At 64.7% G+C, this 22,744-nt stretch carries 15 protein-coding genes; 13 read left to right on the plus strand and 2 right to left on the minus strand.

The features are described 5' to 3' along the window. Window positions 1-29 precede the first annotated feature (29 nt). The 9 genes from AACP59_RS08155 (at window position 30) to AACP59_RS08195 (ending at window position 10,808) form a co-directional block, all read left to right on the plus strand. Window positions 30-749 carry a Crp/Fnr family transcriptional regulator gene (locus AACP59_RS08155; RefSeq protein WP_297316258.1) on the plus strand — a complete coding sequence of 240 codons (720 nt, stop codon included), beginning with the start codon at window positions 30-32 and terminating at the stop codon, window positions 747-749. 65 nt (window positions 750-814) lie between these two features. Continuing rightward, on the plus strand, window positions 815-3,034 hold the full coding sequence (locus AACP59_RS08160; protein ID WP_297316259.1) for a transglycosylase domain-containing protein: 2,220 nt from the start codon (window positions 815-817) through the stop codon (window positions 3,032-3,034). 145 nt (window positions 3,035-3,179) lie between these two features. Continuing rightward, window positions 3,180-4,346: an NADH:flavin oxidoreductase/NADH oxidase gene (locus AACP59_RS08165; protein ID WP_370466004.1), complete on the plus strand. Its 1,167-nt coding sequence runs from the start codon at window positions 3,180-3,182 to the stop codon at window positions 4,344-4,346. Window positions 4,347-4,378: 32 nt separating this feature from the next. Beyond that, a complete protein-coding gene (locus AACP59_RS08170) occupies window positions 4,379-5,137 on the plus strand; it encodes a polyprenol monophosphomannose synthase (protein WP_370466005.1) in 759 nt (252 codons plus the stop codon). Between the two features lie 293 nt (window positions 5,138-5,430). Beyond that, on the plus strand, window positions 5,431-6,267 hold the full coding sequence (locus AACP59_RS08175; RefSeq protein ID WP_297316261.1) for a DeoR/GlpR family DNA-binding transcription regulator: 837 nt from the start codon (window positions 5,431-5,433) through the stop codon (window positions 6,265-6,267). Between the two features lie 87 nt (window positions 6,268-6,354). Beyond that, entirely contained in the window at window positions 6,355-7,629 is a 1,275-nt protein-coding gene (galT, locus tag AACP59_RS08180) for a galactose-1-phosphate uridylyltransferase (RefSeq protein WP_297316262.1), read from the plus strand. Between the two features lie 112 nt (window positions 7,630-7,741). Next, window positions 7,742-9,001 (plus strand): galactokinase, encoded by a 1,260-nt coding sequence (gene galK, locus AACP59_RS08185; protein ID WP_339350660.1) that lies wholly within the window; start codon window positions 7,742-7,744, stop codon window positions 8,999-9,001. Between the two features lie 157 nt (window positions 9,002-9,158). Continuing rightward, entirely contained in the window at window positions 9,159-9,431 is a 273-nt protein-coding gene (locus tag AACP59_RS08190) for an ACT domain-containing protein (RefSeq protein ID WP_297316294.1), read from the plus strand. A 12-nt stretch (window positions 9,432-9,443) separates the two neighbouring features. Then, a complete protein-coding gene (locus AACP59_RS08195) occupies window positions 9,444-10,808 on the plus strand; it encodes a PFL family protein (RefSeq protein ID WP_297316264.1) in 1,365 nt (454 codons plus the stop codon). A gap of 17 nt (window positions 10,809-10,825) precedes the next feature. Here AACP59_RS08195 and AACP59_RS08200 read toward each other — a convergent pair whose 3' ends face one another. Together AACP59_RS08200 and fucO are read right to left on the minus strand one after the other, a co-directional pair. After that, a complete protein-coding gene (locus AACP59_RS08200; protein WP_297316265.1) occupies window positions 10,826-11,494 on the minus strand; it encodes a tRNA (cytidine(34)-2'-O)-methyltransferase in 669 nt (222 codons plus the stop codon). 61 nt (window positions 11,495-11,555) lie between these two features. Further along, the gene (gene fucO, locus AACP59_RS08205) at window positions 11,556-12,707 is read right to left on the minus strand and encodes a lactaldehyde reductase (RefSeq protein ID WP_297316266.1); all 1,152 of its coding nucleotides are present in this window, start codon (window positions 12,705-12,707) and stop codon (window positions 11,556-11,558) included. Between the two features lie 227 nt (window positions 12,708-12,934). On the opposite strand from fucO, the gene AACP59_RS08210 reads away from it, so the two are divergent. From AACP59_RS08210 to AACP59_RS08225, 4 genes are all read left to right on the plus strand, one after another. After that, window positions 12,935-13,930 (plus strand): iron-sulfur binding domain-containing protein, encoded by a 996-nt coding sequence (locus tag AACP59_RS08210; protein WP_297316267.1) that lies wholly within the window; start codon window positions 12,935-12,937, stop codon window positions 13,928-13,930. A 27-nt stretch (window positions 13,931-13,957) separates the two neighbouring features. Beyond that, window positions 13,958-14,635, plus strand: a complete 678-nt coding sequence (locus tag AACP59_RS08215; protein ID WP_297316268.1) for a hypothetical protein — start codon at window positions 13,958-13,960, stop codon at window positions 14,633-14,635. Between the two features lie 252 nt (window positions 14,636-14,887). Beyond that, window positions 14,888-18,454 carry a DNA-directed RNA polymerase subunit beta gene (gene rpoB, locus AACP59_RS08220; RefSeq protein WP_339350661.1) on the plus strand — a complete coding sequence of 1,189 codons (3,567 nt, stop codon included), beginning with the start codon at window positions 14,888-14,890 and terminating at the stop codon, window positions 18,452-18,454. Between the two features lie 114 nt (window positions 18,455-18,568). Further along, a complete protein-coding gene (locus AACP59_RS08225) occupies window positions 18,569-22,711 on the plus strand; it encodes a DNA-directed RNA polymerase subunit beta' (RefSeq protein ID WP_297316270.1) in 4,143 nt (1,380 codons plus the stop codon). The last annotated feature ends 33 nt before the right edge of the window (window positions 22,712-22,744 follow it).

The following is a 22,744-nucleotide window of genomic DNA, read 5'->3' on the forward strand; positions in this document are numbered from 1 at the left end:
ACTTGCCTGGTGATACAAGGAGGAGAAGCATGGCGGTTCACAAGCCCAATGAGATTCCCGAAGAGGGAAACGCGCTGAGGCAGACCGCCCTGTTCAAGCAGGTGCCACAGGATGAGGCGGATCAGCTCCTGGGAAGCCTGAACGAATACACCTTGGCCAAGGGGTCCACCATCTTCCGCCAGGGCGATACGGACCACCACATGTACCTGATCGAGGAGGGGAGGGTCAAGCTGGTGCGGCAGTCCGCCGACCGGCGCATCCAGCTCCTCAGCATCTATGGGCGTGGCGAGATCCTGGGCGAGATTCCCGTCTTCGACCCGACGGGCGGGCCCCGGACGGCCTCGGCCGTGGTCATGGTCAACCGGACCAAGGTGGCCGCCCTGGACCATGACGCCCTCTTCGACTGGCTCAACCAGCATCCCAAGGTGGCCGTCGACATGCTCCAGGTCCTGGCCAACCGCCTGCGGACCAACAACGAACGCATATCCGATCTGGTCTTCATGGATGTTCCGGCCCGTCTGGCCAAGACCCTCCTCAACCTGGCCACCCGCTTCGGTGAGCCCTTCGAGGAGGGGTTGATGGTTCCCCACGACCTGACCCAGGAGGAGATGGCCCAGCTTGTGGGGGCCTCCAGGGAGACCGTCAACAAGGCCCTGATGGACTTCTCGAACCGGGGATGGATATCGCGCAAGGGCCGCACCATCATCATCTACCAGCCCGGTGCCCTGATCCGGCGCTCGCGCATGTAGGGACCCCATGAACAAGTCGACATGACTCGCCTGGTCGGTAGAGCCGAAGTTCTAGTATGGAGTCCATGCCCAAAAAAAAGAAGTCCATGACGGTACGCCGCTTCTTCACCCTGCTCCTGGCCTACCTCCTGTTCTGTGTGGCAGGCGGTGTGGTGGTCTCGGGGTTTCTCTTCCCTGCCGTTTTCGGCGCCAATGTGGCCTCCAAGAACCTGATGCCGGCTTTGAAGACCGAGAACATCGATTTCAATGTGAACGATCTGCCCCAGCAGTCCAGGCTCTACGCCTCCGACGGGCACACGGTCATCGCCACCTTCTATGCCCAGAACAGGATCGTGGTGCCGATCAAGAACGTTTCGGGCTATATGCAGAAGGCCGTCGTGGCGCGGGAGGACCGTCGTTTCTTCGAGCATGCCGGCGTGGACACCCAGGGCGTTCTGAGGGCCTTCATCCAGACCTACATCAAGCAGGGCGACACCCAGGGCGGGTCCTCCCTGACCCAGCAGTACGTCAAGAACGTGCTCATGAACCAGGCCGAGGAGAACAACGACCCCATCGCCGAGTACCACGCCCAGGAGGAGACCATCGCCCGTAAGATGCGGGAGATGCTGATCGCCGTACAGATGGAGAAGAAGTACTCCAAGCCCGAGATCCTCCAGGGGTACCTGAACATCGCCCAGTTCGGCACCAACATCTACGGGGTGGAGACGGCTGCCAGGCGTTACTTCAACAAGTCGGCCAAGGACCTGGACCCGGGGGAGGCGGCCACCATCGCGGCCGTGACCAAGAACCCGGCCAGATTCGATCCCACCGTCGACGTCAAGGCCTCCCAGGAGCAGCGCGACATCGTCCTGGACCTGATGTTCCAGGAGGACTACATCAGCCAGAAGCAGCATGACGAGGCCAAGGCGAAGCCCCTGGAGCAGATGCTCCACGTGCAGAGCGTCGATGCGGGCTGCCAGGCCGCCGGTGATGCCGCCTTCTTCTGTGACTACGTGACCAAGCAGATCCTCAATTCCCGGGAGTTCGGCAAGACCCAGGAGGATCGCAACAAACTCCTCAAGGAGGGCGGCCTCGATATCTACACCACCATGGACGTCAACGCCAATGCGGCGGCCATGCAGGCGGCCAGGAACACGATTCCCGTCGATGACCCCAGCGGTTTCGAGGTGACCATGGCGGCCATCAAGCCCGGCACCGGCGAGGTTCTGGGGTTCGGCATCAACAGGATCTACGACGCCACCCAGAATTCCGGCGGCGGCACCCGTACCGCCATCAACTACGCGGTTGACCAGGTGGATGGGGGCGGTTGGGGCTTCCCGGTCGGATCGACCTGGAAACCCATCAACCTGGCCGCCTGGATGAAGGCGGGGAAGTCCATCAACGAACCCCTGCGGACATCGACCAACTACAATCAGTCCGCCTTCTCCTGCCAGGAACCAGACGGGACCTCCTACGGGTTCGGTTCGGGGAACTGGCACGTGGAGAATTCCGGCGGCGGCACCACCTCACCAGAGTCGCCCCTCCAGGGTCTGATCCGCTCCCACAACACCACCCAGGCCTCCATGGCCCAGCAGATAGGGCTCTGCGCCATCGCCGACACGGCCAAGGACATGGGCTACCACAATTCGCCCAAGGACCAGATGGACATCCATTCGGCCAACTCCTTCCAGCCGCCCATGACCATCGGTTCCGTTCAGGCCTCCCCCCTGACCATGGCCAACGTCTATGCCACCATCGCGGCCAAGGGCATGGCCTGCACGCCGATCGCCATGACCAGGGTGGTCGACAAGAACAACAAGTCCCTGAAGGTGCCCAAGGCCAACTGCCACCAGGCGATCGATCCGGGCATTGCCGAAACCGTGGCCTATGCCCTGAACCAGGGTGTGGTCCAACCAGGTGGCGAGGCGGCCACGACCCAGCTGGACGGAGGCCGTAAGACCTTTGCCAAGACGGGTACCCACGAGGACAAGTACATGACCACCGGCGGGTTCGTTTCCCAGGTGGCCTCCTTCGTGACCGTGGGCAACGCCGAAGGCCAGGTCTCCTTCACCGGCAAGACCATCAACGGCAGGTCCATGGGCACCTGGTACGGCATGTACATCGCCACCCCGGCCTGGAAGGATTTCATGAACACCTACCTGGCCGCGGCCAACATCCAGCCCGACAATGGGTACGGCAATCCCGACCCCAGGTTCGCCGGGGGCGCTGCCCCTCAGGGCAGGACCACCCCGCAGCCACAGAACCCCCAGGAGCCCGTGGCTCCGGCGCGGCCGCAGGCCCGGTAGTCCTGCCATCCGGCCCCCATGCCTACAATGACAGGCATAGGGAAGCTCATGGAAGTGGCCATTGAGGTGGCGACCGGTACGGGTTGCAAAGAGTGATTGCACCCTTGTACCCGGGTCCCTGCAATGCCACAGAGAGGCAGGCGGTATGAGCCAGGGTAAAGCGCATGGGGATATCCCGGCGGAGCATGACCGGGACGAGACCGAGGGTGGCCGGCGCATTCCGGACCTCTTCGAGCCTATGCAGCTGCGTGATCTGAAGATTCGCAACAGGGTCTGGATGCCCCCGATGGATACCTATTCCTCCGTACGCCAGGACGGCATCCCGACCAACTTCCACTATCAGCACTATGTTTCCAGGGCCCTGGGCGGCTTTGGCGTGGTCATCTCCGAGGCAACCGCGGTCAACCCGGAGGGGAGGATATCACCCTGCGACCTGGGTATCTGGAACGATGAACAGGCCAGGGCCTGGCAGGGGATCGTCACCGACATCAAGTCCGCCGGCGCCCAGCCCTTCATTCAGCTCAACCATTCCGGGCGGAAGGGGTCATCCGGGTGTGCATCCGTCGGCTATCTCAACGCCACGGTGCCGACCTCCGAGGGTGGGTGGCAGACTCTGGCCCCCAGTCCCGTCGCCTTCGGTGACATGGAGACCCCGGCCGAACTGTCGAAGACCGAGATCGCCACCATCGTGGCGGACTTCCGTTCGGCCGCCATGCGGGCCGTCAAGGCCGGGTTCGAGGGCATCGAGATCCATGCCGCCCATGGGTACCTTCTCTCCGAATTCCTGGACCCCCTGACCAATCAGCGTCTGGATGAGTACGGTGGCGGGCTGATCGGCAGGATGCGCGCCCTGATCCAGGTCACCGATGCCATACGGGACGTGATTCCGGCGGGCATGCCCCTCCTGGTGCGGATCTCGGCCACCGACTGGGCCACCGGCGGCTGGGGCCTGGAGGAGACGATCAAGACCGCCAAGGTGCTGAAACTGCACGGGGTCGACCTGATTGACGTGTCGACAGGCGGCATCGTCCCCGGGGTCACCATCCCCGCCAAGCCCGATTATCAGGTGCCCTTCTCCTACCAGATTCGCAGCCAGGTTCTGATCCCCACTACGGCCGTGGGTCTGATCACCAAGGCCAAGCAGGCCAACAGGATCGTCCGCAAGGGCCGGGCCGATGCGGTGGAGATCGGGCGGGCCAGCCTGCGCGACCCCTACTGGCCGCTCCGGGCCGCCTACAAGCTGGGCATGGACAAGGCCGACATACCCTATCCCGAGCCCTACCGGCGTGGGGCCTACGGGACGAAGCGCTGAAGGGGCCTTTGTGCCGGGGAAGGGATATGTCCATGAATGACGCCTTGCGAAAGGAATCAGGGCGGGGGGCCCTGGTGGTCATGCCGACCTACCAGGAGGTACAGAACATCCGGCCGACCCTGGGGGGCCTCCTCAAGGCATGCCCCGCGGTCCGGGTCCTGGTGGTCGATGACGATTCGCCCGATGGCACAGGGGGGGTCGCCGATGCCATGGCGGCCAGGGACGACCGGATATCGGTCCTGCACAGGCATGAGCGGCAGGGCCTGGGGCCGGCCTATGTGGAGGGGTTCCAGTGGGCCCTGGCCCGGGGATACGACCTCATCTGCGAGATGGACATGGACGGGTCGCACCGCCCCCGGGACATGGCCCGGGTTCTGCGGTATGCGCAGGGGCATCCCGAGGTGGATCTGGTCATCGGGTCGCGCAGGGTGCCGGGCGGCAGCACCCGTAACTGGCCCTGGTACCGGGATCTGATTTCCCGGATGGGATCCTGGTATGCCCGGATGGCCCTGGGGATGCCCGTCAGGGATATGACCGCCGGCCTGCGGGCCTACGGCGCCCCGGCCCTGGCGGGGATCGACCTGACGCAGGTGCACTCCAGCGGGTACGTTTTCCAGGTCGACATGCTCCGGCGGATCATCGCCGGAGGCGGCAGGGTCCATGAGGTCCCCATCGTCTTCGTGGATCGGGTACGGGGGCATTCCAAGATGGATACCGGCATCGTCCTTGAGGCCATGGTCCAGGTGACCAGGTGGGGAATGGGCCGGATCCTGGGCCGTTCCTCCCGCTAGGGCAACCGGAACGGCCGCGGGGTTCCGGGCCGGGAGACGGACGTTACTTTTTGGTATGTTTTTCAGAACCGATGTTCACTTTCCTGGCGACTGTTTCGATGCCCGGGCTTCCCTCCCGGGAGGGTGACACCGTGCGGGCGTGGGAATCCAGGTGGGCGAGCAGTGGCTGGATTGCCGGATTGTCGGTTCCGGCTGGCGTCTTTTGACCGCCTATTCCCTTCCGGCTTGACAAGAGCGACCGGGGGAAGAATCCCGACTTGAACTATTGGGCGAATGTGTGCGATAATGTTCGAATGATATCGTCACAACGCCAACATCTGATTCTGAACCGGTTGCGTACCCGTGGCGCCGTCCGTATCACGGCCTTGTCCAAGGAGCTGGGCGTTTCGGCCATGACCATTCGGCGCGACATCGCCGATCTGGCCGACAAGGGCCTGCTCAAGCGGGTTCACGGCGGCGCGGTGACGACCAGCTCCCTCCTGGCGGAGCCCCTCTTCTCGGTCAAGTCGCAGATGGACATGGGCCTCAAGGACACCATCGCCCGCAAGGCCATCGACTACGTTTCCCCGGGCGACGTGATCGCCATCGGTGGAGGGACCACGGCCTACGTCTTCGCTCAGCATCTCCTGGAAAGTCGCCAGTGCGCCGGGGTCACCATCCTCACCAACTCCATCCCCGTGGCCGAGCTGGTCCAGGCCATGGAAAGCAAGGACGTCGAGGTCATCGTCACCGGCGGGGTAATCACCAGGTCCAACTCCCTGGTCGGGCCCATCGCGGACAAGGTCATCTCCTCGCTCAGGGTCAACACGGTCTTCCTGGGCACCCACTCGGTCTCCATACCCCGCGGCTTCCTGATGCCCAACTCCCTGGAGGCGGCCACTGACATGGCCCTGATGGACATAGCCGACCGGACCATCATCCTGACCGACCACACCAAGTGGAGCTGCACCTCCCTCTCCCTCTTCGCCGGGTTCGACCAGGTCGATACGGTCATCACCGACGACGAGCTGGACCGGCATTCGGCCGAGGCCACCAGGGGGCTGGTCAAGGAGCTGGTCCTGGTGCCCACGAGCGAGGGTGTCCATGATTCCGGGTTCGGGGAGCCGATGGACCTCCCCGATCGGGAATGAGGCCGATCGCCCGGATTCGGGCCTGCACTCGTATATCTGTGTGAATCTTTGAGTTGTCAAGAGCCATGGAAGGTGGATATCGAAAAAATGGAGTCAGATCAGTTTGTGCCCCAGCGTTATGTTCCTGGTGCCTATGCCTCCGAGCACATCCGCATCACCCCGACCAGGTTGGCGGACGGCCGTCGCTTCTTCTACCTGGACGATGACCCGGAGTACGTGTCGGGGACCAGGACCAGGCGACTGGATGACCCGCGCGACCTTCCCGACCGGTTTGCCCCCCACCTGGATGCCCAGGGCAGGGAGGTTCCCTTCCAGCCGCCGCAGATGCGCCGTGACCCCCTGACCGGGGACTGGATTCCCATGTCCACGGCCAGGATGAACCGGCCCATCACCGCCGGCCCCAAGGCCACGGCCAAGGGGAACCCTTTGGCAGCCAGGAAGCCCGGTGACCCCTACCAGGACGGGGAGATTCCCGACACCGACTATGACGTGGTGGTCTTCGAGAACCGCTTCCCGTCCATGATGCAGGTCCCCGGACGGGCTCCCGCCGAAGGCCAGGCCCAGCTGGTCGACGGTAACCCCCTCTGGCCCGTCCGCGAGGCCGCCGGCCGATGCGAGGTGGTCTGCTTCGACCCCGACGAGAATGCCCTTCCCGCCAGCCTGCCGGTGACCCGCCTGCGCACGGTCGTGGAAGCCTGGGCCTTCCGGACCGCCGAGATCTCGGCCATGGACGGCATCGAGCAGATCTTCCCCTTCGAGAACCACGGTCAGGAGATCGGGGTCTCCCTGGCCCACCCCCACGGCCAGATCTACTGCTACCCCTTCATAGCCCCGCGGATGGAGCAGGAGTTGCGCCAGTGTCATGACTACCATGAGCGCACCGGCGGGAACCTCCTGCATGACATCCTTCAGGGTGAGATCCAGGCCGGGGAGCGTCTGGTCTTCCGCAACGCCACCTGGGTGGCCTACGTGCCGGCCGCGGCCCGCTGGCCTCTGGAGGTCCACCTCGCACCTGTCCGTGACGGGGTCCTCACCCTGGACCAACTCGACGACGACGAGCGCTGGGGGCTTGCGCAGATGTACTCCACCCTCCTCAAGCGGGGCAATGCCTTCTTCGACAGGGGGGACGGCAAGGGGATGGACCTTCCCTACATCGCCGCCTGGCATCAGGCGCCCCTTCATGATTCGCGCCGTGAGGACTACCGTCTGAACATGCAGTTCTTCTCCTTCCGGAGGGCTGTGGATAAAATCAAGTATCTCGCCGGGTCCGAATCAGGTATGGCCGCCTGGGTCTCCGACACCACACCCGAGTTGATCGCCCGGCGGTTCCGCCAGCTTGGCCCGCTGGACATCGAGGGGTAAGGACACGTCCCGTCAGGGAGGGGAGGTGCCGGCCCGGAAGGGGCCGGGGCCGGCTTGGCACACACGTTCGGGTCACCAGGGGTTCACCACATCGCAGATTCAAAGGAGCATCATGAGGCAGGTTCAGTTTTTGGAGGCATGGAGCGGGGGAGAGGCCGGCCAGGGGCCGGAGCAGGTGGTCACCCTCTTCCGCAGGGTCTACGGTCAGGAACCCGAGGGGGTCTGGAGCGCCCCCGGCAGGGTCAACCTGATCGGTGAGCACACCGACTACAACGCCGGGCTCTGTCTGCCCATCGCCCTGCCCCACCGGACCTTCGTGGCCCTGAGCCCCCGCCGGGACCACCAGGTCCGCCTGGTCTCCTCCATGACCCCGGATGCCTGCGTCCAGGTTGGCCTGGACGGTCTTCAGGCCCGTGGCGTGACCGGTTGGGCTTCCTACCCGGTGGGTGTGGCCTGGGCCCTGCGCGAAGCAGGTTATGACCAGGTTGGTGGGTTCGACATGGCCCTGGCCTCCTGTGTGCCGGTCGGCTCTGGACTGAGTTCCTCGGCCGCCATGACCTGCTCGACGGCCCTGGCCCTGGACGAGGTCTTCGGCCTCGGACTGGGTGGGAGCGACCAGGGCAGGGTGACCCTGATCGAGGCCGCCGTCAAGGCCGAGAACGACATGGCCGGGGCATCCACCGGGGGGATGGACCAGAGCGCGTCCATGCGCTGCCGGGCCGGGAAGGCCCTGAGGTTGGACTGCCGGCCGGGGCTCACCGCCATGGAGAACGTGACCCAGGTCCCCTTCGATCTGAAGGAGAGGGGGCTGGAGCTCCTGGTCGTCGACACCCAGGCCCAGCACCAGCTCAACGACGGGCAGTACGAGCAGCGCCGCAGCACCTGTGAGAAGGCGGCCCGGATCCTGGGGGTGGATAACCTCCGCCAGGTGGCCGACCAGGTCAGCGCCTCCCGGGATCCCGCGGCCGCCCTCCAGGAGGTCCTGGACAGGCTGCCGGATGAGGTCACCCGTCATCGGGTCAGGCACGTCATCACCGAAATCGCCCGCGTCGACCAGTTCATCGAGGCCTTCGGCAGGGGCGATGTGCACGAGGCAGGGCGCCTCTTCGACGCCTCCCATGACTCCCTGCGCGACGACTACCAGGTCACCTCCCCGGAGCTTGACCTGGCCGTGGATGTGGCACGGGCCGAGGGGGCCTACGGGGCCCGTATGACCGGAGGCGGCTTCGGCGGCTCCGTCATCGCCCTGGTCAATGCCGGCAAGAGCCGTGACGTGGCCCAGAAGATCGCGGATGGCTTCCAGGCCAGGGGATTCCACGAGCCCAGGGCCCTGGCCGCCCTGCCCTCCTCCTCCGCCCGGAAGGAGTGCTGAGGCCGGGCCCGGCATCCACGTGCCGGACTGGCTGGCTGTCCCGCCCCGTCACGGGCCTTTTCTGCCTCCTCCTCTAAGCTTGGGAGCCATGATCCCCCGGGAGGGCCGAGCCCATCCTGTGGGCTCGCAGGCATACACCAGGGCTGAGGAGGACTACATGAACAAGGCGATCATCACGGTGGTGGGGCAGGACACCATCGGCATCATCGGGCGGGTCTGCACCAGCCTCTCCCGGAACTCCATCAACGTCCTGGACATATCGCAGACCATCATCGACGGGTTCTTCAACATGATGATGATCGTCGACTGCTCCTCCTGCACGGAGGAGTTCGATGACCTGGTCCGCGAGCTGGATGCCCTGGGTGAGGAGATCGGTGTCTCCATCAGGTGCCAGCGCGAGGAGATCTTCACCCGGATGCACAGGATCTGAGGGGGCTGCGTCATGATTACTCCTGATGAGGTCCAAGAGACCAATGCCATGATCGACCGGGAGCGGCTGGACGTTCGCACCATCACGATGGGTATCAGCCTCCTGGACTGTGCCAGCCACGATGTGGACATGCTCTGCAGGAACATCCACCGTAAAATCGTCTCCGTGGCCAAGGACCTGGTGCCGACCGGGGAATCCATAACCCACCAGTACGGTATTCCGATCGTCAACAAACGGATCACCGTCACCCCCATCTCCCTGGTGGCCGCAGGGGCCTGCCATTCGGTCGATGACTATGTGGCCGTGGCCAAGGCCCTGGATATGTCGGCCAGGGAGGTCGGGGTCAACTTCATCGGCGGCTATTCGGCCCTGGTCTCCAAGTCCATGACTCCGGCCGAGCGCCTCCTGATCAAGTCCCTGCCCCGGGCCCTGAGCCAGACCGAGCGGGTTTGCGCCAGCGTCAACGTGGGCTCGACCAAGACCGGCATCGACATGGATGCCGTTGCGCTGATGGGTCGGGTCATCAGGGCCGTGGCCCAGGCCACCGCCGATTCCGACAGCTCCGGCTGCACCAAGCTGGTGGTCTTCTGCAACGCCCCCGACGACAACCCCTTCATGGCCGGCGGCTTCCACGGGGTGACCGAGGGCGACGCCGTCATCAACGTGGGCGTTTCCGGCCCCGGCGTGGTCAAGACCGCCCTGGAGACGGCCCGCGGATTGAGCTTCGACCAGCTGTGCGAGACCATCAAGCGCACGGCCTTCAAGATTACCAGGATGGGGCAGCTGGTGGCCCAGGAGGCCTCACGCCGTCTGGAGGTCCCCTTCGGGATCATCGACCTTTCCCTGGCGCCGACCCCGGCCGTGGGCGACTCGGTGGGCGAGGTCCTGCGTGAGATGGGCCTGGAACAGGTGGGTGCCCCGGGTACCACCGCGGCCCTGGCCATCCTGAACGACCAGGTCAAGAAGGGCGGGATCATGGCGTCCAGCTATGTGGGTGGCCTTTCCGGTGCCTTCATACCGGTCTCCGAGGACGCGACCATGATCCAGGCCGCCACCGGGGGAAGCCTGACCCTGGAGAAGCTGGAGGCCATGACCTGTGTCTGCTCGGTGGGTCTGGACATGATTCCCATCCCCGGAGACACCAGTGCCGAGTCCATCTCGGGCATCATCGCCGACGAGGCGGCCATCGGCATGGTCAACCAGAAGACCACGGCGGTTCGTCTGATTCCCGTCATCGGCAAGGGCGTGGGGGATACGGCCGAGTTCGGCGGCCTCATGGGCGGCGGCCCCATCCTGCCGGTCAACGAGCGCTCCTGTGCCGACTTCATCAACCGTGGCGGCCGCATTCCCGCACCCATCCACAGTTTCAAGAACTGAAGTCGGGGGGGGGGGGATCAGCGGCCGCCCCTGAAGTTCAGCTGGCGCCAGGCCTCGTAGATGGCGATGGAGGCGCAGTTGGTCAGGTTCAGACTGCGCAGGCTGGGGCGCATGGGCAGGCGGACCTGCTCGGCCACGTGGGGGCCGGCCATGATCTCCATGGGGTCGGGGATGTTCCCCGGCTCGGGTCCGAACAGGAGGATGTCGCTGGGCCGGTAGTCCACCTCGGTGTAGAGCTTGGTGGCGTGGGCCGTGAAGGCGATGATGCGCGAATCCGGCATGGAGGCGACCAGATCGTCGAAGTCGGGGTGGAGTACCACATGCGCCATGTCGTGGTAGTCCAGCCCTGCCCGGCGCAGCTTGGTGTCCTTGAGGTTGAAGCCCAAGGGTTCCACCAGGTGGAGGATGGTCCCGGTCACGGCGCAGAGCCTGATGGCCGACCCGGTGTTGCCGGGGATCCTGGGGGAGTAGTAGCAGAGGTGGGGGGTCACCGTTTCGGCCTGGCCGGCCTCCTTGGCGCTCATCATGGCCTCGGTGACCGAAATCGGATTGCCGTGGGCGTCGGTGACCAGCTCATCGGGTCCGTAGTTGGACCTGCGGTACCCATACTCGTACATTTCGCCGACGGCCTCGGAGGGGTCCTCCCCCCGGCGGCCTGCCTCGTTCGTCTGTTCCTGGGTGGTCATGCCATTCAAGGTAACGCCCGGAAAAGACAGGCCGGGCAGGGGAGGGACCCGGAGTCCTGAACTACATCAGGCTCTTGTATATGCCCAGGATCTCCTCCTGGGTGGCCTTGCGGGGGTTGCCGCCGGTGCAGACGTCCTTGAAGGCATTGGCTGCCAGGCTGTCCAGATCGCTCTCCTTGGCGCCCACCTCGCTGATGGTGGTGGGGTTGCCCAGGCTCACTGTCAGGTCGTGGACCTTGCTGACCGCCAGGTTGCGGGCCTCTTCCAGGGGCATGGTGTAGGAGTCGCTGACCCCGAAGGCGTGGGCGATGTCGCGGTACTTCTCGCCGGTGTAGTCCTTGTTGTAGTCCATGACCGGGGCCAGGAGGATGCCATTGGCCACGCCGTGGGCGACATTCAGGAGACCACCCAGGGCGTGGGCCATGCCGTGGACCAGGCCCAGACCCACGTTGGAGTAGGCCATGCCGGTGATGTAGGAGGCATAGGCCATCTGTTCCCCGGCCGCAAGGTCACCGTCGGCCGACTTGGCCAGGTTCTCGGCGATCATCCTGATGGTCTGCATGGAGAGACAGTCCGAGAGACTCCATGCGCCGGGGGTCACGTATCCCTCGATGGCGTGGGTCAGGGCGTCCAGGCCGGTGGCCACCTTCAGGGACCGGGGCTGGGTGTCGGTCAGGTCGGGGTCCACGAAGGCCGCCAGGGGGATGTCGTGGGGGTCGACGGCCACGAACTTGCGCTTCGCCCGGGTGTCGGTGATTACATAGTTGATTGTGGTCTCCGAGGCGGTTCCGGCCGTGGTGGGGACGCCGAAGATCGGGACGGAGGGGTTCTTGGTGGCGGCGGTGCCCTCCAGGGAGAGCACGTCCGAGAACTCGGGGTTTGCGGCGATGATGCCGATTCCCTTGCAGGTGTCCTGGGGGGAGCCACCACCCAGGCCGATCAGGAAGTCGGCACCGGCCGTCTTGAACTTCTCGACCCCGTCCTTGATGCATTCCACCGGGGGGTTGGGCTTGACGTTGTCGAAGATCTCATAGGGAAGGCCCGCAGCGTCCAGCACGTCGGTGACCTTGGCGACGGTGCCGGTCTTCAGAAGGACCGGGTCGGTCACGATGAAGGCCTTGGTGAAGCCATGGGCCTTGGCGGCCTCGGGAATCTGCTTGATGGCACCACGTCCGAAGTAGGCTTCCTGGTTGAAAATCATCCGGTATACCATTGTGCTCCTTTGACTCGTTTGGTATGTGACATGCACCACATCAGGAAACATTATAGAAAAGCAATAGAAAATTATCTGAATATATGACCGAATTCTTTGGCTTCCGGGACGTGGACGGTGGGTCTTGGCGCTCGCAGCGAAGTCCGCGAAGGGAGAGGGTCCGGCCTGGCCAACGGTTGTATGGTGTTGGGGGCACTGATCGGATTGGGCAAGGAAAGGCGGGGCTCGTGGAGGACAACCGGGCGGAATCGGTCGAGCAGATACGGCTCCGGCTCTTTTCCTGGTGGGAGCGCAACGCCAGGGATCTGCCATGGCGGTTCGGCCGGACCACCCCATGGGGGGTCCTGGTCTCCGAGGTCATGAGCCAACAGACCCAGATGAGCAGGGTGGTGCCCTATTGGACGGACTGGATGGAGACCTGGCCCGATGCGGCCTCCTTGGCCGGGGCCGGCAAGGCCGAGGTCATCACGGCCTGGGGGAGGCTGGGCTACCCCCGACGGGCCCTCCGCCTTCGGGAATGCGCCAAGGTGGTCAGCGGGGAATACGATGATCGGCTGCCCCGGACCTACCAGGAGCTGGTCGACCTGCCCGGTATCGGCGACTACACGGCCAGTGCCGTCATGAGCTTCGCCCATGGGGAGCGCATAGCCGTCATCGACACCAATATCCGTCGGGTGCTCTCCCGGGTCTTCCTGGGCATCGAATCCCTGGGGGGTTCCACGACGAGTGCCGAACGTGAACTGGCTCGGAGCGTCCTGCCGGAGGATGATCCGCAGGCCCGATCGTCCGGTGGCACCGGGGATGGGGGATTGGTCGGCCGGTTGGGGGGTGCGGACGAGCAGGCCCGTCCAACCGCCTGGCGGGAGCCTGCTTCGGCCGAGTGGAACCAGGGGCTCATGGAGCTGGGGGCTACGGTCTGTACGGCCAGGAAACCGGCCTGCCGAATCTGCCCCCTGGCCGATCACTGCCGCTTCCTCGAGGCCGGTCTGCCCGACCTGGGCATGAAGCGGACCCGACCCCGCCAGCGTTTTGCCGGGACCAACCGGCAGGTCCGGGGGAAGATCCTCCAGGCCCTTCGCCAATCCGAGAAAGGTCGGATCAGCCGGGTCCGGGTGGAGGAGGTCTGCCAGGACAGGATCCAGCTGGATCTGTGCATCGCTTCCCTGGATGAGGACGGTCTTCTGGTCATCGGGAAGGATGGTTCGCTGAAGCTGCCTGAATAGGAGGATTCCTGGTTTAGGATTGTCAGCATGGCCAAACGAAAGATCAGCAAGCAGCAGCAGCGCATATACCGGCGCCGTCGGATCGTCGCCGCCATCCTGGCCCTGGTCCTCCTGCTCGCCTGTGCGGGGATCGTTTGGGGTGTCGGTGTGGGCATCCGCGCTCTACGTGGCGGATCGGCTGAGGGCAAGGCCACCACCTCCCAGGAGGCCAGGTCCGGAAACGGGAAGAAGTCCGAGGAGGGCAAGGCTTCAGCAAGGAAGGCCGAGGGGAAAGAAGAGGCGAAGGCCCGGTCCCAGGCCCCGCGGGTCAAGAAGTGTGGACCTGCGGATGTGGAGCTGGAGCTGAGCGCGCCCGATCCGACCACCGGGGTGGGCGGGTCGATCGACTTCACTGCGACCATGCGCTACAAGGGTACCGGCTCCTGCCTGATCGACGGGTCGAACGCCGGCAGGGTCCTTATCATCAGGAGCGGGGACCAGAACGTCTGGCGATCGGACTCCTGCCCCTCCGATCCCCGCTCCCTCCTGATGGCCGGAGGAGACAAGGACGTGCAGACCATTACCTGGAACGCGGACGCCAGCCAGGAGGGGTGCCAGCCTGACGAAAACCTGCCCAGGGTCAACGCCGGGTCCTACTCGGCACAGTTGGTTCTGAAGTCCAACGAGAAAGTCAAGTCCCAGGTGGTGCCGGTCATGGTCCAGTGACCTGATCGTCTGCTGGCCGCCGAATCCGTCCGCCTGCCTGCCCTTGGGCTGTCGGTGAACATCCCGCATAAGGGCGACACGCCCTTGTGTCAAGGCCTTATCGGCTGTATAGTTAACTCTTTGTATGAGGTGTGTCATATAGCGGGCATGCATCATCGAGGAGATGCCCGCGAATAGGCATATGGCGGCCGTTCGGTGTCTCCCAGGGAAACAGGAATTATCGAGTACGGCGAGCGATAAGGAAAGTCCATTTTGGCTGCCAATAAAGCTGCAAGAAGTACCACCACTACATACGCACGCGCTGATGAGGATCAGATCAAGCTGCACAAGGCAACGGATCGTGTGAACTTCGGTTCCATCCGCGAACCCATCGAGGTGCCCTATCTGCTGGGCGTCCAGACCGACAGCTTCGACTGGCTGGTCGGCAACGAGCGCTGGAAGAAGCGGGTCGAGGAGGACGAGGTCAACGGGACCCACACCGTCCCCACGGTTTCCGGGCTGGATGAGGTCTTCCAGGAGATCTCCCCCATCGAGAACTTCGCGCAGACCATGAGCCTGACCTTCTCGGATCCATACTTCGAGGAGCCCCGCCACACCGTCCAGGAGTGCAAGGAGAAGGACTACACCTACTCGGCACCCCTCTACGTCAACGCCGAGTTCGAGAACGGCGACACGGGCGAGATCAAGTCGCAGACCGTCTTCATGGGCGACTTCCCCCTGCAGACCCCCCACGGCACCTTCATCATCGGCGGGTCCGAGCGGGTCATCGTCTCCCAGCTGGTCCGTTCCCCGGGTGTCTACTTCGACCGCACCCCGGACCGTACCTCCGACAAGGAGGTCTTCGGGGCCAAGATCATCCCCAGCCGTGGTGCCTGGCTGGAGTTCGAGATTGACAAGCGCGATGTGCTGGGCGTGCGTGTCGACCGCAAGCGCAAGCAGTCCGCCATTGTCTTCCTCATGGCCATCGGCATGACCAAGCCCCAGATACGCAAGGCCTTCAAGGGATACCCCCTGGTGCTTGATGCCCTGGAGAAGGAGACCATCGAGACCCAGGATGAGGCCCTGACCGATCTCTACCGGAAGATCCGGCCCGCCGACACCGCCTCGCCCGAGGCCGGCAAGAACCTGCTGGATTCCTTCTACTTCAACACCAAGCGGTACGACCTGGCCCGTGTGGGCCGGTACAAGATCAACCGCAAGCTGGGCCTGGAGGCCGACTACAACGACCGCAGCCTCCATCCCGAGGACATCATCGCCACCCTGAAGTACCTGGTGACTTTGCACGCAGGCGACCAGACCTTCCCCGGAAAGCGCGATGGTCAGGACATCGAGTTGCGGGTGGACGTGGACGACATCGACCACTTCGGCAACCGCCGCATCCGTCAGGTGGGCGAGCTGATCCAGAACCAGCTGCGCACCGGTCTGAGCCGTATGGAGCGTGTGGTCCGTGAGCGCATGACCACCCAGGACGCGGAGGCCATCACCCCCCAGTCCCTGATCAATATCCGTCCGGTCAACGCCACCATCAAGGAGTTCTTCGGAACCTCCCAGCTGAGCCAGTTCATGGACCAGAACAACCCCCTGGCCGGAGTGACCAACAAGCGTCGTCTCTCGGCCCTGGGCCCAGGTGGCCTCTCCCGCGACCGTGCCTCCATGGAGGTGCGCGACGTGCACCCCTCCCACTACGGACGTATGTGCCCCATCGAATCCCCTGAAGGCCCCAACATCGGCCTGATCGGCTCCCTGGCCACCTTCGCCCGGGTCAACCCCTTCGGTTTCATCGAGACCCCCTACCGCAAGGTGGTGGATGGCCAGGTGACCGACGATGTGGTCTACATGACCGCCGACCAGGAGGCCGAGCACACGATCGCACAGGCCAACCAGGAGATCGACGATACCGGGCACTTCGTCGAGGATGAGGCCCTGGTGCGTGACGCCGAGGCCGAGGCCAAGGATGTTCCGATCTCCCAGGTGGACCTGATGGACGTCTCGCCCAGGCAGATGGTCTCCGTGGGCGCCTCCCTGATCCCCTTCCTTGAGCACGACGAGGGCCACCGAGCACTGATGGGCACCAACATGCAGCGTCAGGCCGTCCCTCTGGTCAAGTCCGAGAGGCCCCTGGTGGGCACGGGGTCCGAGTGGCGTTCCGCCATCGACTCCGGCGACGTCATCCTGGCCGAGAAGCCCGGCGTGGTCACCTACGTGTCCGCCGACATCATCCGGGTCATGAACGACGACGGGACCCAGTCCTCCTACAAGCTGGCCAAGTTCCAGCGCTCCAACCAGACCACCTGCTACAACCAGGTCCCCCTGATCAAGGACGGGGAGCGGGTTGAGGCCGGTTCGGTCCTGGCCGACGGCCCCGCCACGGAGAAGGGCGAGATGGCCCTGGGCAAGAACCTCCTGGTGGCCTTCATGCCTTGGAACGGCTACAACTACGAGGATGCCGTCATCATCTCCCAGCGCCTGGTCCAGGACGACACGCTCAGCTCCATCCACATCGAGGAGTACGAGACCGACGCCCGTGAGACCAAGCTGGGCGCCGAGGAGATCACCCGCGACCTGCCCAACGTGGGCGAGGACGCCGTGGCCAACCTGGACGAGCGCGGCATCATCCGCATCGGCGCCGAGGTCGAGGCCGGCGACATTCTGGTCGGCAAGGTCACCCCCAAGGGCGAGACCGAGCTGACCCCCGAGGAGCGTCTTCTGCGGGCCATCTTCGGCGAGAAGAGCCGCGAGGTGCGCGACACCAGCCTCAGGGTGCCCCACGGTGAGACCGGCACGGTCATCGAGGTCAAGGAGATCACCCGAGAGGATGCCGAGGAGGACGGCGACGAGCTGCCCAACGGCGTCAACCGGATGATCCGGGTCTACATCGCCCAGCACCGTAAGATCACCCAGGGTGACAAGCTTTCGGGTCGCCACGGCAACAAGGGCGTCATCTCCCGGATCCTGCCCGAAGAGGACATGCCCTTCATGGCCGACGGCACCCCGATCGACATCATGCTCAACCCCCTGGGCGTGCCTTCGCGCATGAACCTGGGGCAGGTCCTGGAACTCCATCTGGGATGGATCGCCCATTCCGGATGGGACATCAACCTGGACCCCAACCTGGAGAACGAGTGGAAGAAACACATCCCGGCAGGGGCCGAGAAGGCCGATCCCGGTACCGCCGTGGCCACCCCGGTTTTCGACGGTGTGCGGCAGGACGCCATGAACGGCCTGCTCAGGACCACCCTGCCCGACCGCGACGGTGAGCGCCTGGTGGGCGACGACGGCAAGGCCGTGCTCTATGACGGCCGCACCGGTGAGCCCTTCACCAAGCCGATCTCCGTGGGCTACATGTACATGCTCAAGCTCCACCACCTGGTGGACGACAAGATCCACGCCCGGTCCACCGGCCCCTACTCGATGATCACCCAGCAGCCGCTGGGCGGCAAGGCCCAGTTCGGCGGCCAGCGCTTCGGGGAGATGGAGGTATGGGCCCTGGAGGCCTACGGTGCCGCCTACACCCTGCACGAGATGATGACCACCAAGTCCGACGACGTGGATGGCCGTGTGCGGGCCTACGGTGCCATCGTCCGGGGAGAGAACCTCCCGGCGGCTGGCATCCCGGAGTCCTTCAAGGTCCTCCTCAAGGAGATGCAGTCGCTCTCCCTGAACGTGGAGGTCCTGAACGCCGAGGGCAACGTCATCGAGATGAAGGACGAGGACGACGACCCCAACGCCGCGTCCAACGACCTGGGCTTCAACATCGGTGCCCGGCCGGATGCCTCGGCCAAGGCCGACCAGTCGGCCCCCGAGCCGGAGTATCGCTGAGTCAGCGTGTCCATATGATCCCCCGTGGCCGGCGGCCGTCAGGCACCGGCCCCCAGGGGACCTGACCAAGACGGAAACTTCACAGCAGTTACAAGATCAGAGACAGGACATAGAGTGCTGGACGTCAATGCATTTGACAAACTGAGAATCGGACTGGCCACAGCCGACGACATCCGCGGTTGGAGCTATGGCGAGGTCAAGAAGCCCGAAACCATCAACTACCGTACCTTGAAGCCCGAGAAGGACGGCCTTTTCGGCGAGCAGATCTTCGGACCCACCCGCGACTGGGAATGCGCCTGCGGCAAGTACAAGCGCGTGCGGTTCAAGGGGATCGTCTGCGAGCGGTGCGGGGTCGAGGTGACCCGTTCGCGCGTGCGTCGTGAACGCATGGGCCACATCGAGCTGGCGGCCCCGGTCACCCACATCTGGTTCTTCAAGGGTGTGCCCTCCCGACTGGGATACCTCCTGGACATCGCCCCCAAGGACCTGGAGAAGGTCATCTACTTCGCGGCCTACATGGTCACCAGCGTGGATGACGAGCAGCGTCACCAGGACCTGCCCGACCTCCAGGACGAGTTCGATACCGAGGTCGCCCAGCTGGAGAAGAAGCGCGACCTGGAGATCGACAAGCGCGCCAAGAAGCTGGAAGAGGACCTGGCCGAGCTGGAGAAGTCCGACGAGGCCAAGGGGTCCCTCAAGTCCCGCCTGCGCAACGGCGCAGAGCGCGACATGACCTCCATCCGCAAGCGCTATGACGACCAGATTCAGCGGATCACGGCGGTCTTCGACCGGTTCAAGGCTCTGAAGCCCGGAGACATGGAAGGCGACGTGGACCTGTGGCGGGAGATGCAGGACCGCTACGGCGACTACTTCGAGGGTTGCATGGGGGCCGAGGCCATCAAGAAGCGCCTGCAGGACTTCGATTTGGAGGGCGCGGCCAAGGAGCTCCGTCACGAGATCGACTCAGGCTCCGGCCAGCGCAAGGCCAGGGCCCTGAAGCGGCTCAAGGTGGTTTCCGCCTTCCTGAACACCGGCAACAAGCCTGAGGCCATGGTCCTGGACGTCGTCCCGGTCATTCCTCCCGACCTGCGGCCCATGGTCCAGCTGGACGGTGGCCGTTTCGCCACCTCCGACCTGAACGACCTCTACCGTCGCGTCATCAACCGCAACAACAGGTTGAAGAGGCTGATCGAGCTGGGTGCCCCCGAGATCATGCTCAACAACGAGAAGCGCATGCTCCAGGAGGCCGTGGACTCCCTCTTCGACAACGGTCGTCGTGGCCGTCCCGTCACCGGGGCCTCCAACCGTCCGCTCAAGTCCCTGGCCGACATGCTCAAGGGCAAGCAGGGCCGCTTCCGTCAGAACCTGCTGGGCAAGCGCGTGGACTACTCAGGCCGTTCCGTGATTGTGGTCGGTCCCTCCCTGCGCATGCACCAGTGCGGTCTGCCCAAGCCCATGGCCCTGGAGCTCTTCAAGCCCTTCGTCATCAAGCGCCTGGTGGACCTGAACTACGCCCAGAACATGAAGAGCGCCAAGCGTCTGGTCGACCGAGGCGATGCCGAGGTCTGGGGTGTCCTGGAGGAGGTCATCTCCGAGCATCCCGTCCTGCTCAACCGTGCACCCACCCTGCACCGTCTGGGCATCCAGGCCTTCGAGCCCATCCTGGTCGAGGGCAAGGCCATCCACCTGCCCCCATTGGCATGTGCGGCCTTCAACGCCGACTTCGACGGCGACCAGATGGCTGTCCACCTGCCCCTGTCGGCAGAGGCTCAGGCCGAGGCCCGTTCGCTCATGCTGGCCTCCGACAACATCCTCAAGCCGGCCGATGGCCACACGGTCACCATGCCCTCGCAGGATATGATCCTGGGTCTGTACTACCTGACCTCCGCCGTTGACGGGGCCAAGGGCCAGGGGCGGATCTTCTCCAGCCTGGCCGAGGCCCGTATGGCCCTGGACCTGGGTGAGATCGACATGCAGGCCAAGGTCCTGCTGCGTGTGCCCGAGGACTTCGTCATGCCCAATGATTGGGAGCCCGGAGAGCTCAAGGTCGTCGACCCCGAGCCCGGCAGCCCCGACGTGGTCAAGGAGGAGGTCTTCAAGGACGGTTCCAGGCTCTTCGCCACCAACTACGGCCGTGTCCTCTTCAACGGGACCCTGCCCGTGGACTACCCCTTCATCAACGAGCAGGTGGCCAAGGGCAAGCTCGCCGGCATCGTCGATGACATCGCGACCAGGTACTCCACAGCCCAGGTGGCGGCCACTCTGGATGCCCTGAAGGATCTGGGCTTCACCCGGGCCCAGTGGTCCGGTGTCACCATGGCCTTCTCGGACATCGTGGTGCCCCCGGAGCGTACCGATATCGTCAACGACTACCAGGGGCAGGCCGCCAAGGTCAACTCCCAGTATGACATGGGTCTGTTGACCGACGAGGAGCGTCGCCAGGAGCTGATCAACCTCTGGACCGAGTGCACCGACAAGGTGGCGGACGCCATGCAGGAGCATTTCACCCCGGACAACAACGTGAACATCATGGTTCAGTCCGGAGCCCGTGGCAACTGGATGCAGATCCGCCAGATCGCCGGTATGCGAGGTCTGGTGGCCAACCCCAAGGGCGAAATCATCCCCCGACCGGTCAAGTCCAACTACCGCGACGGCCTGTCCGTCCTGGAGTACTTCATCTCCCAGCACGGCGCCCGCAAGGGTCTGGCCGATACGGCACTGCGTACGGCAGAGTCGGGCTACCTGACCCGTCGTCTGGTCGATGTCTCCCAGGACGTGATCGTGCGTGAGGAGGACTGCGGCACCATGCGTGGTCTGCCCATGCAGGTGGCGGAGCGCGACGACCAGGGCAACCTGGTGCTGGTCAAGGCCGCCGACGGTGGTCCTTACTCCCGTCTGCTGGCCTCCGACGTGGTCGACCCGGCCGACGGCAAGACCGTGCTCTACAAGCGCGGTGATGCCCTCTCCATGGATGTCCTGCGTGACCTGGTCGCCCATGGTGTGGAGGAGGTCAAGGCTCGTTCGGTCCTGACCTGCGAGTCCACCCGCGGCGTGTGCGCCAAGTGCTACGGCTGGTCCCTGGCCACCAACAAGCTGGTGGACGTGGGCGAGGCCGTGGGCATCGTGGCCGCCCAGTCCATCGGCGAGCCCGGCACCCAGCTGACCCTGCGTTCCTTCCACTCCGGTGGTGTGGCATCGGCCTCCGATATCACCCAGGGTCTTCCCCGTGTCACCGAGCTCTTCGAGGCCCGTACCCCCAAGGGCGAGGCCCCGATTGCGGAGTTCCCCGGCACCGTCAAGGTGGAGGACACCGACCGCGGCCGTCAGGTCACCCTGACCCCGGACGACAACTCCGTCGAGGCCCTGACCTACCCGGTCACCAGGCGCGCCCCCATGCTGGTCAAGGATGGGCAGCACGTCGAGGCAGGCACCCAGCTGATCGAGGGTTCCGTGGATCCCAAGAAGATCCTGCGCATCCTCGGACCGCGTGCGGCCCAGGTGAACATCGTCAACGAGGTCCACACGGTCTACCGTTCCCAGGGCGTGGATATCCACGACAAGCACATCGAGGTCATCGTTCACCAGATGCTCCGTCGCGTCACGGTCATCGACTCCGGCGACACCGACCTCCTGCCCGGTGAGCTGGTTGACCAGGCCAAGTTCAAGGCCGCCAACATGAAGGCCGTCAAGGCCGGTGGCAAGCCCGCCGCCGGCCGCCCCGAGCTGATGGGCATCACCAAGGCCTCCCTGGCCACAGACTCCTGGCTCTCCGCCGCCTCCTTCCAGGAGACGACGCGCGTCCTCACCGAGGCCGCCCTGAACCAGAAGGTCGACGACCTGAAGGGCCTGAAGGAGAACGTGATCATCGGCAAGCTGATCCCGGCAGGCACCGGCCTGGCCAGGTACCGCAACGCCACCGTGGAGCCCGACAAGGCAATTCGCGACACCATCTACCCGAACTTCGGGCTGGGTGGCGACGGTGTGGACCTGAGCGACGCCGACCTGAACGATGTGGACTTCTCCAACATCGACTTCGGGGACCTGAAGCTGGGCGACGACTTCAACCCGGACGACTTCCTGAACGACCAGGGTGGCCAGGGCCACGTGGACGCCAACGGGGATGTTCCGGTCGATGGCGATGCCGGCCGGTCCTTGGACCAGCCCGGCACCGACCAGGATGCCTCCCGGGATGATTCGACGGGCGACCAGGGAACCGCGGCAACCTTCTCCTCCTCGGACCAGGATGCCAATCAATGATTCGGTGAGTTGAGATCCACCCCCTGCCAGGGG

It is taken from the genome of Bifidobacterium indicum (genome assembly GCF_036987015.1).
Classification (GTDB): Bacteria; Actinomycetota; Actinomycetes; order Actinomycetales; family Bifidobacteriaceae; genus Bombiscardovia; species Bombiscardovia indica.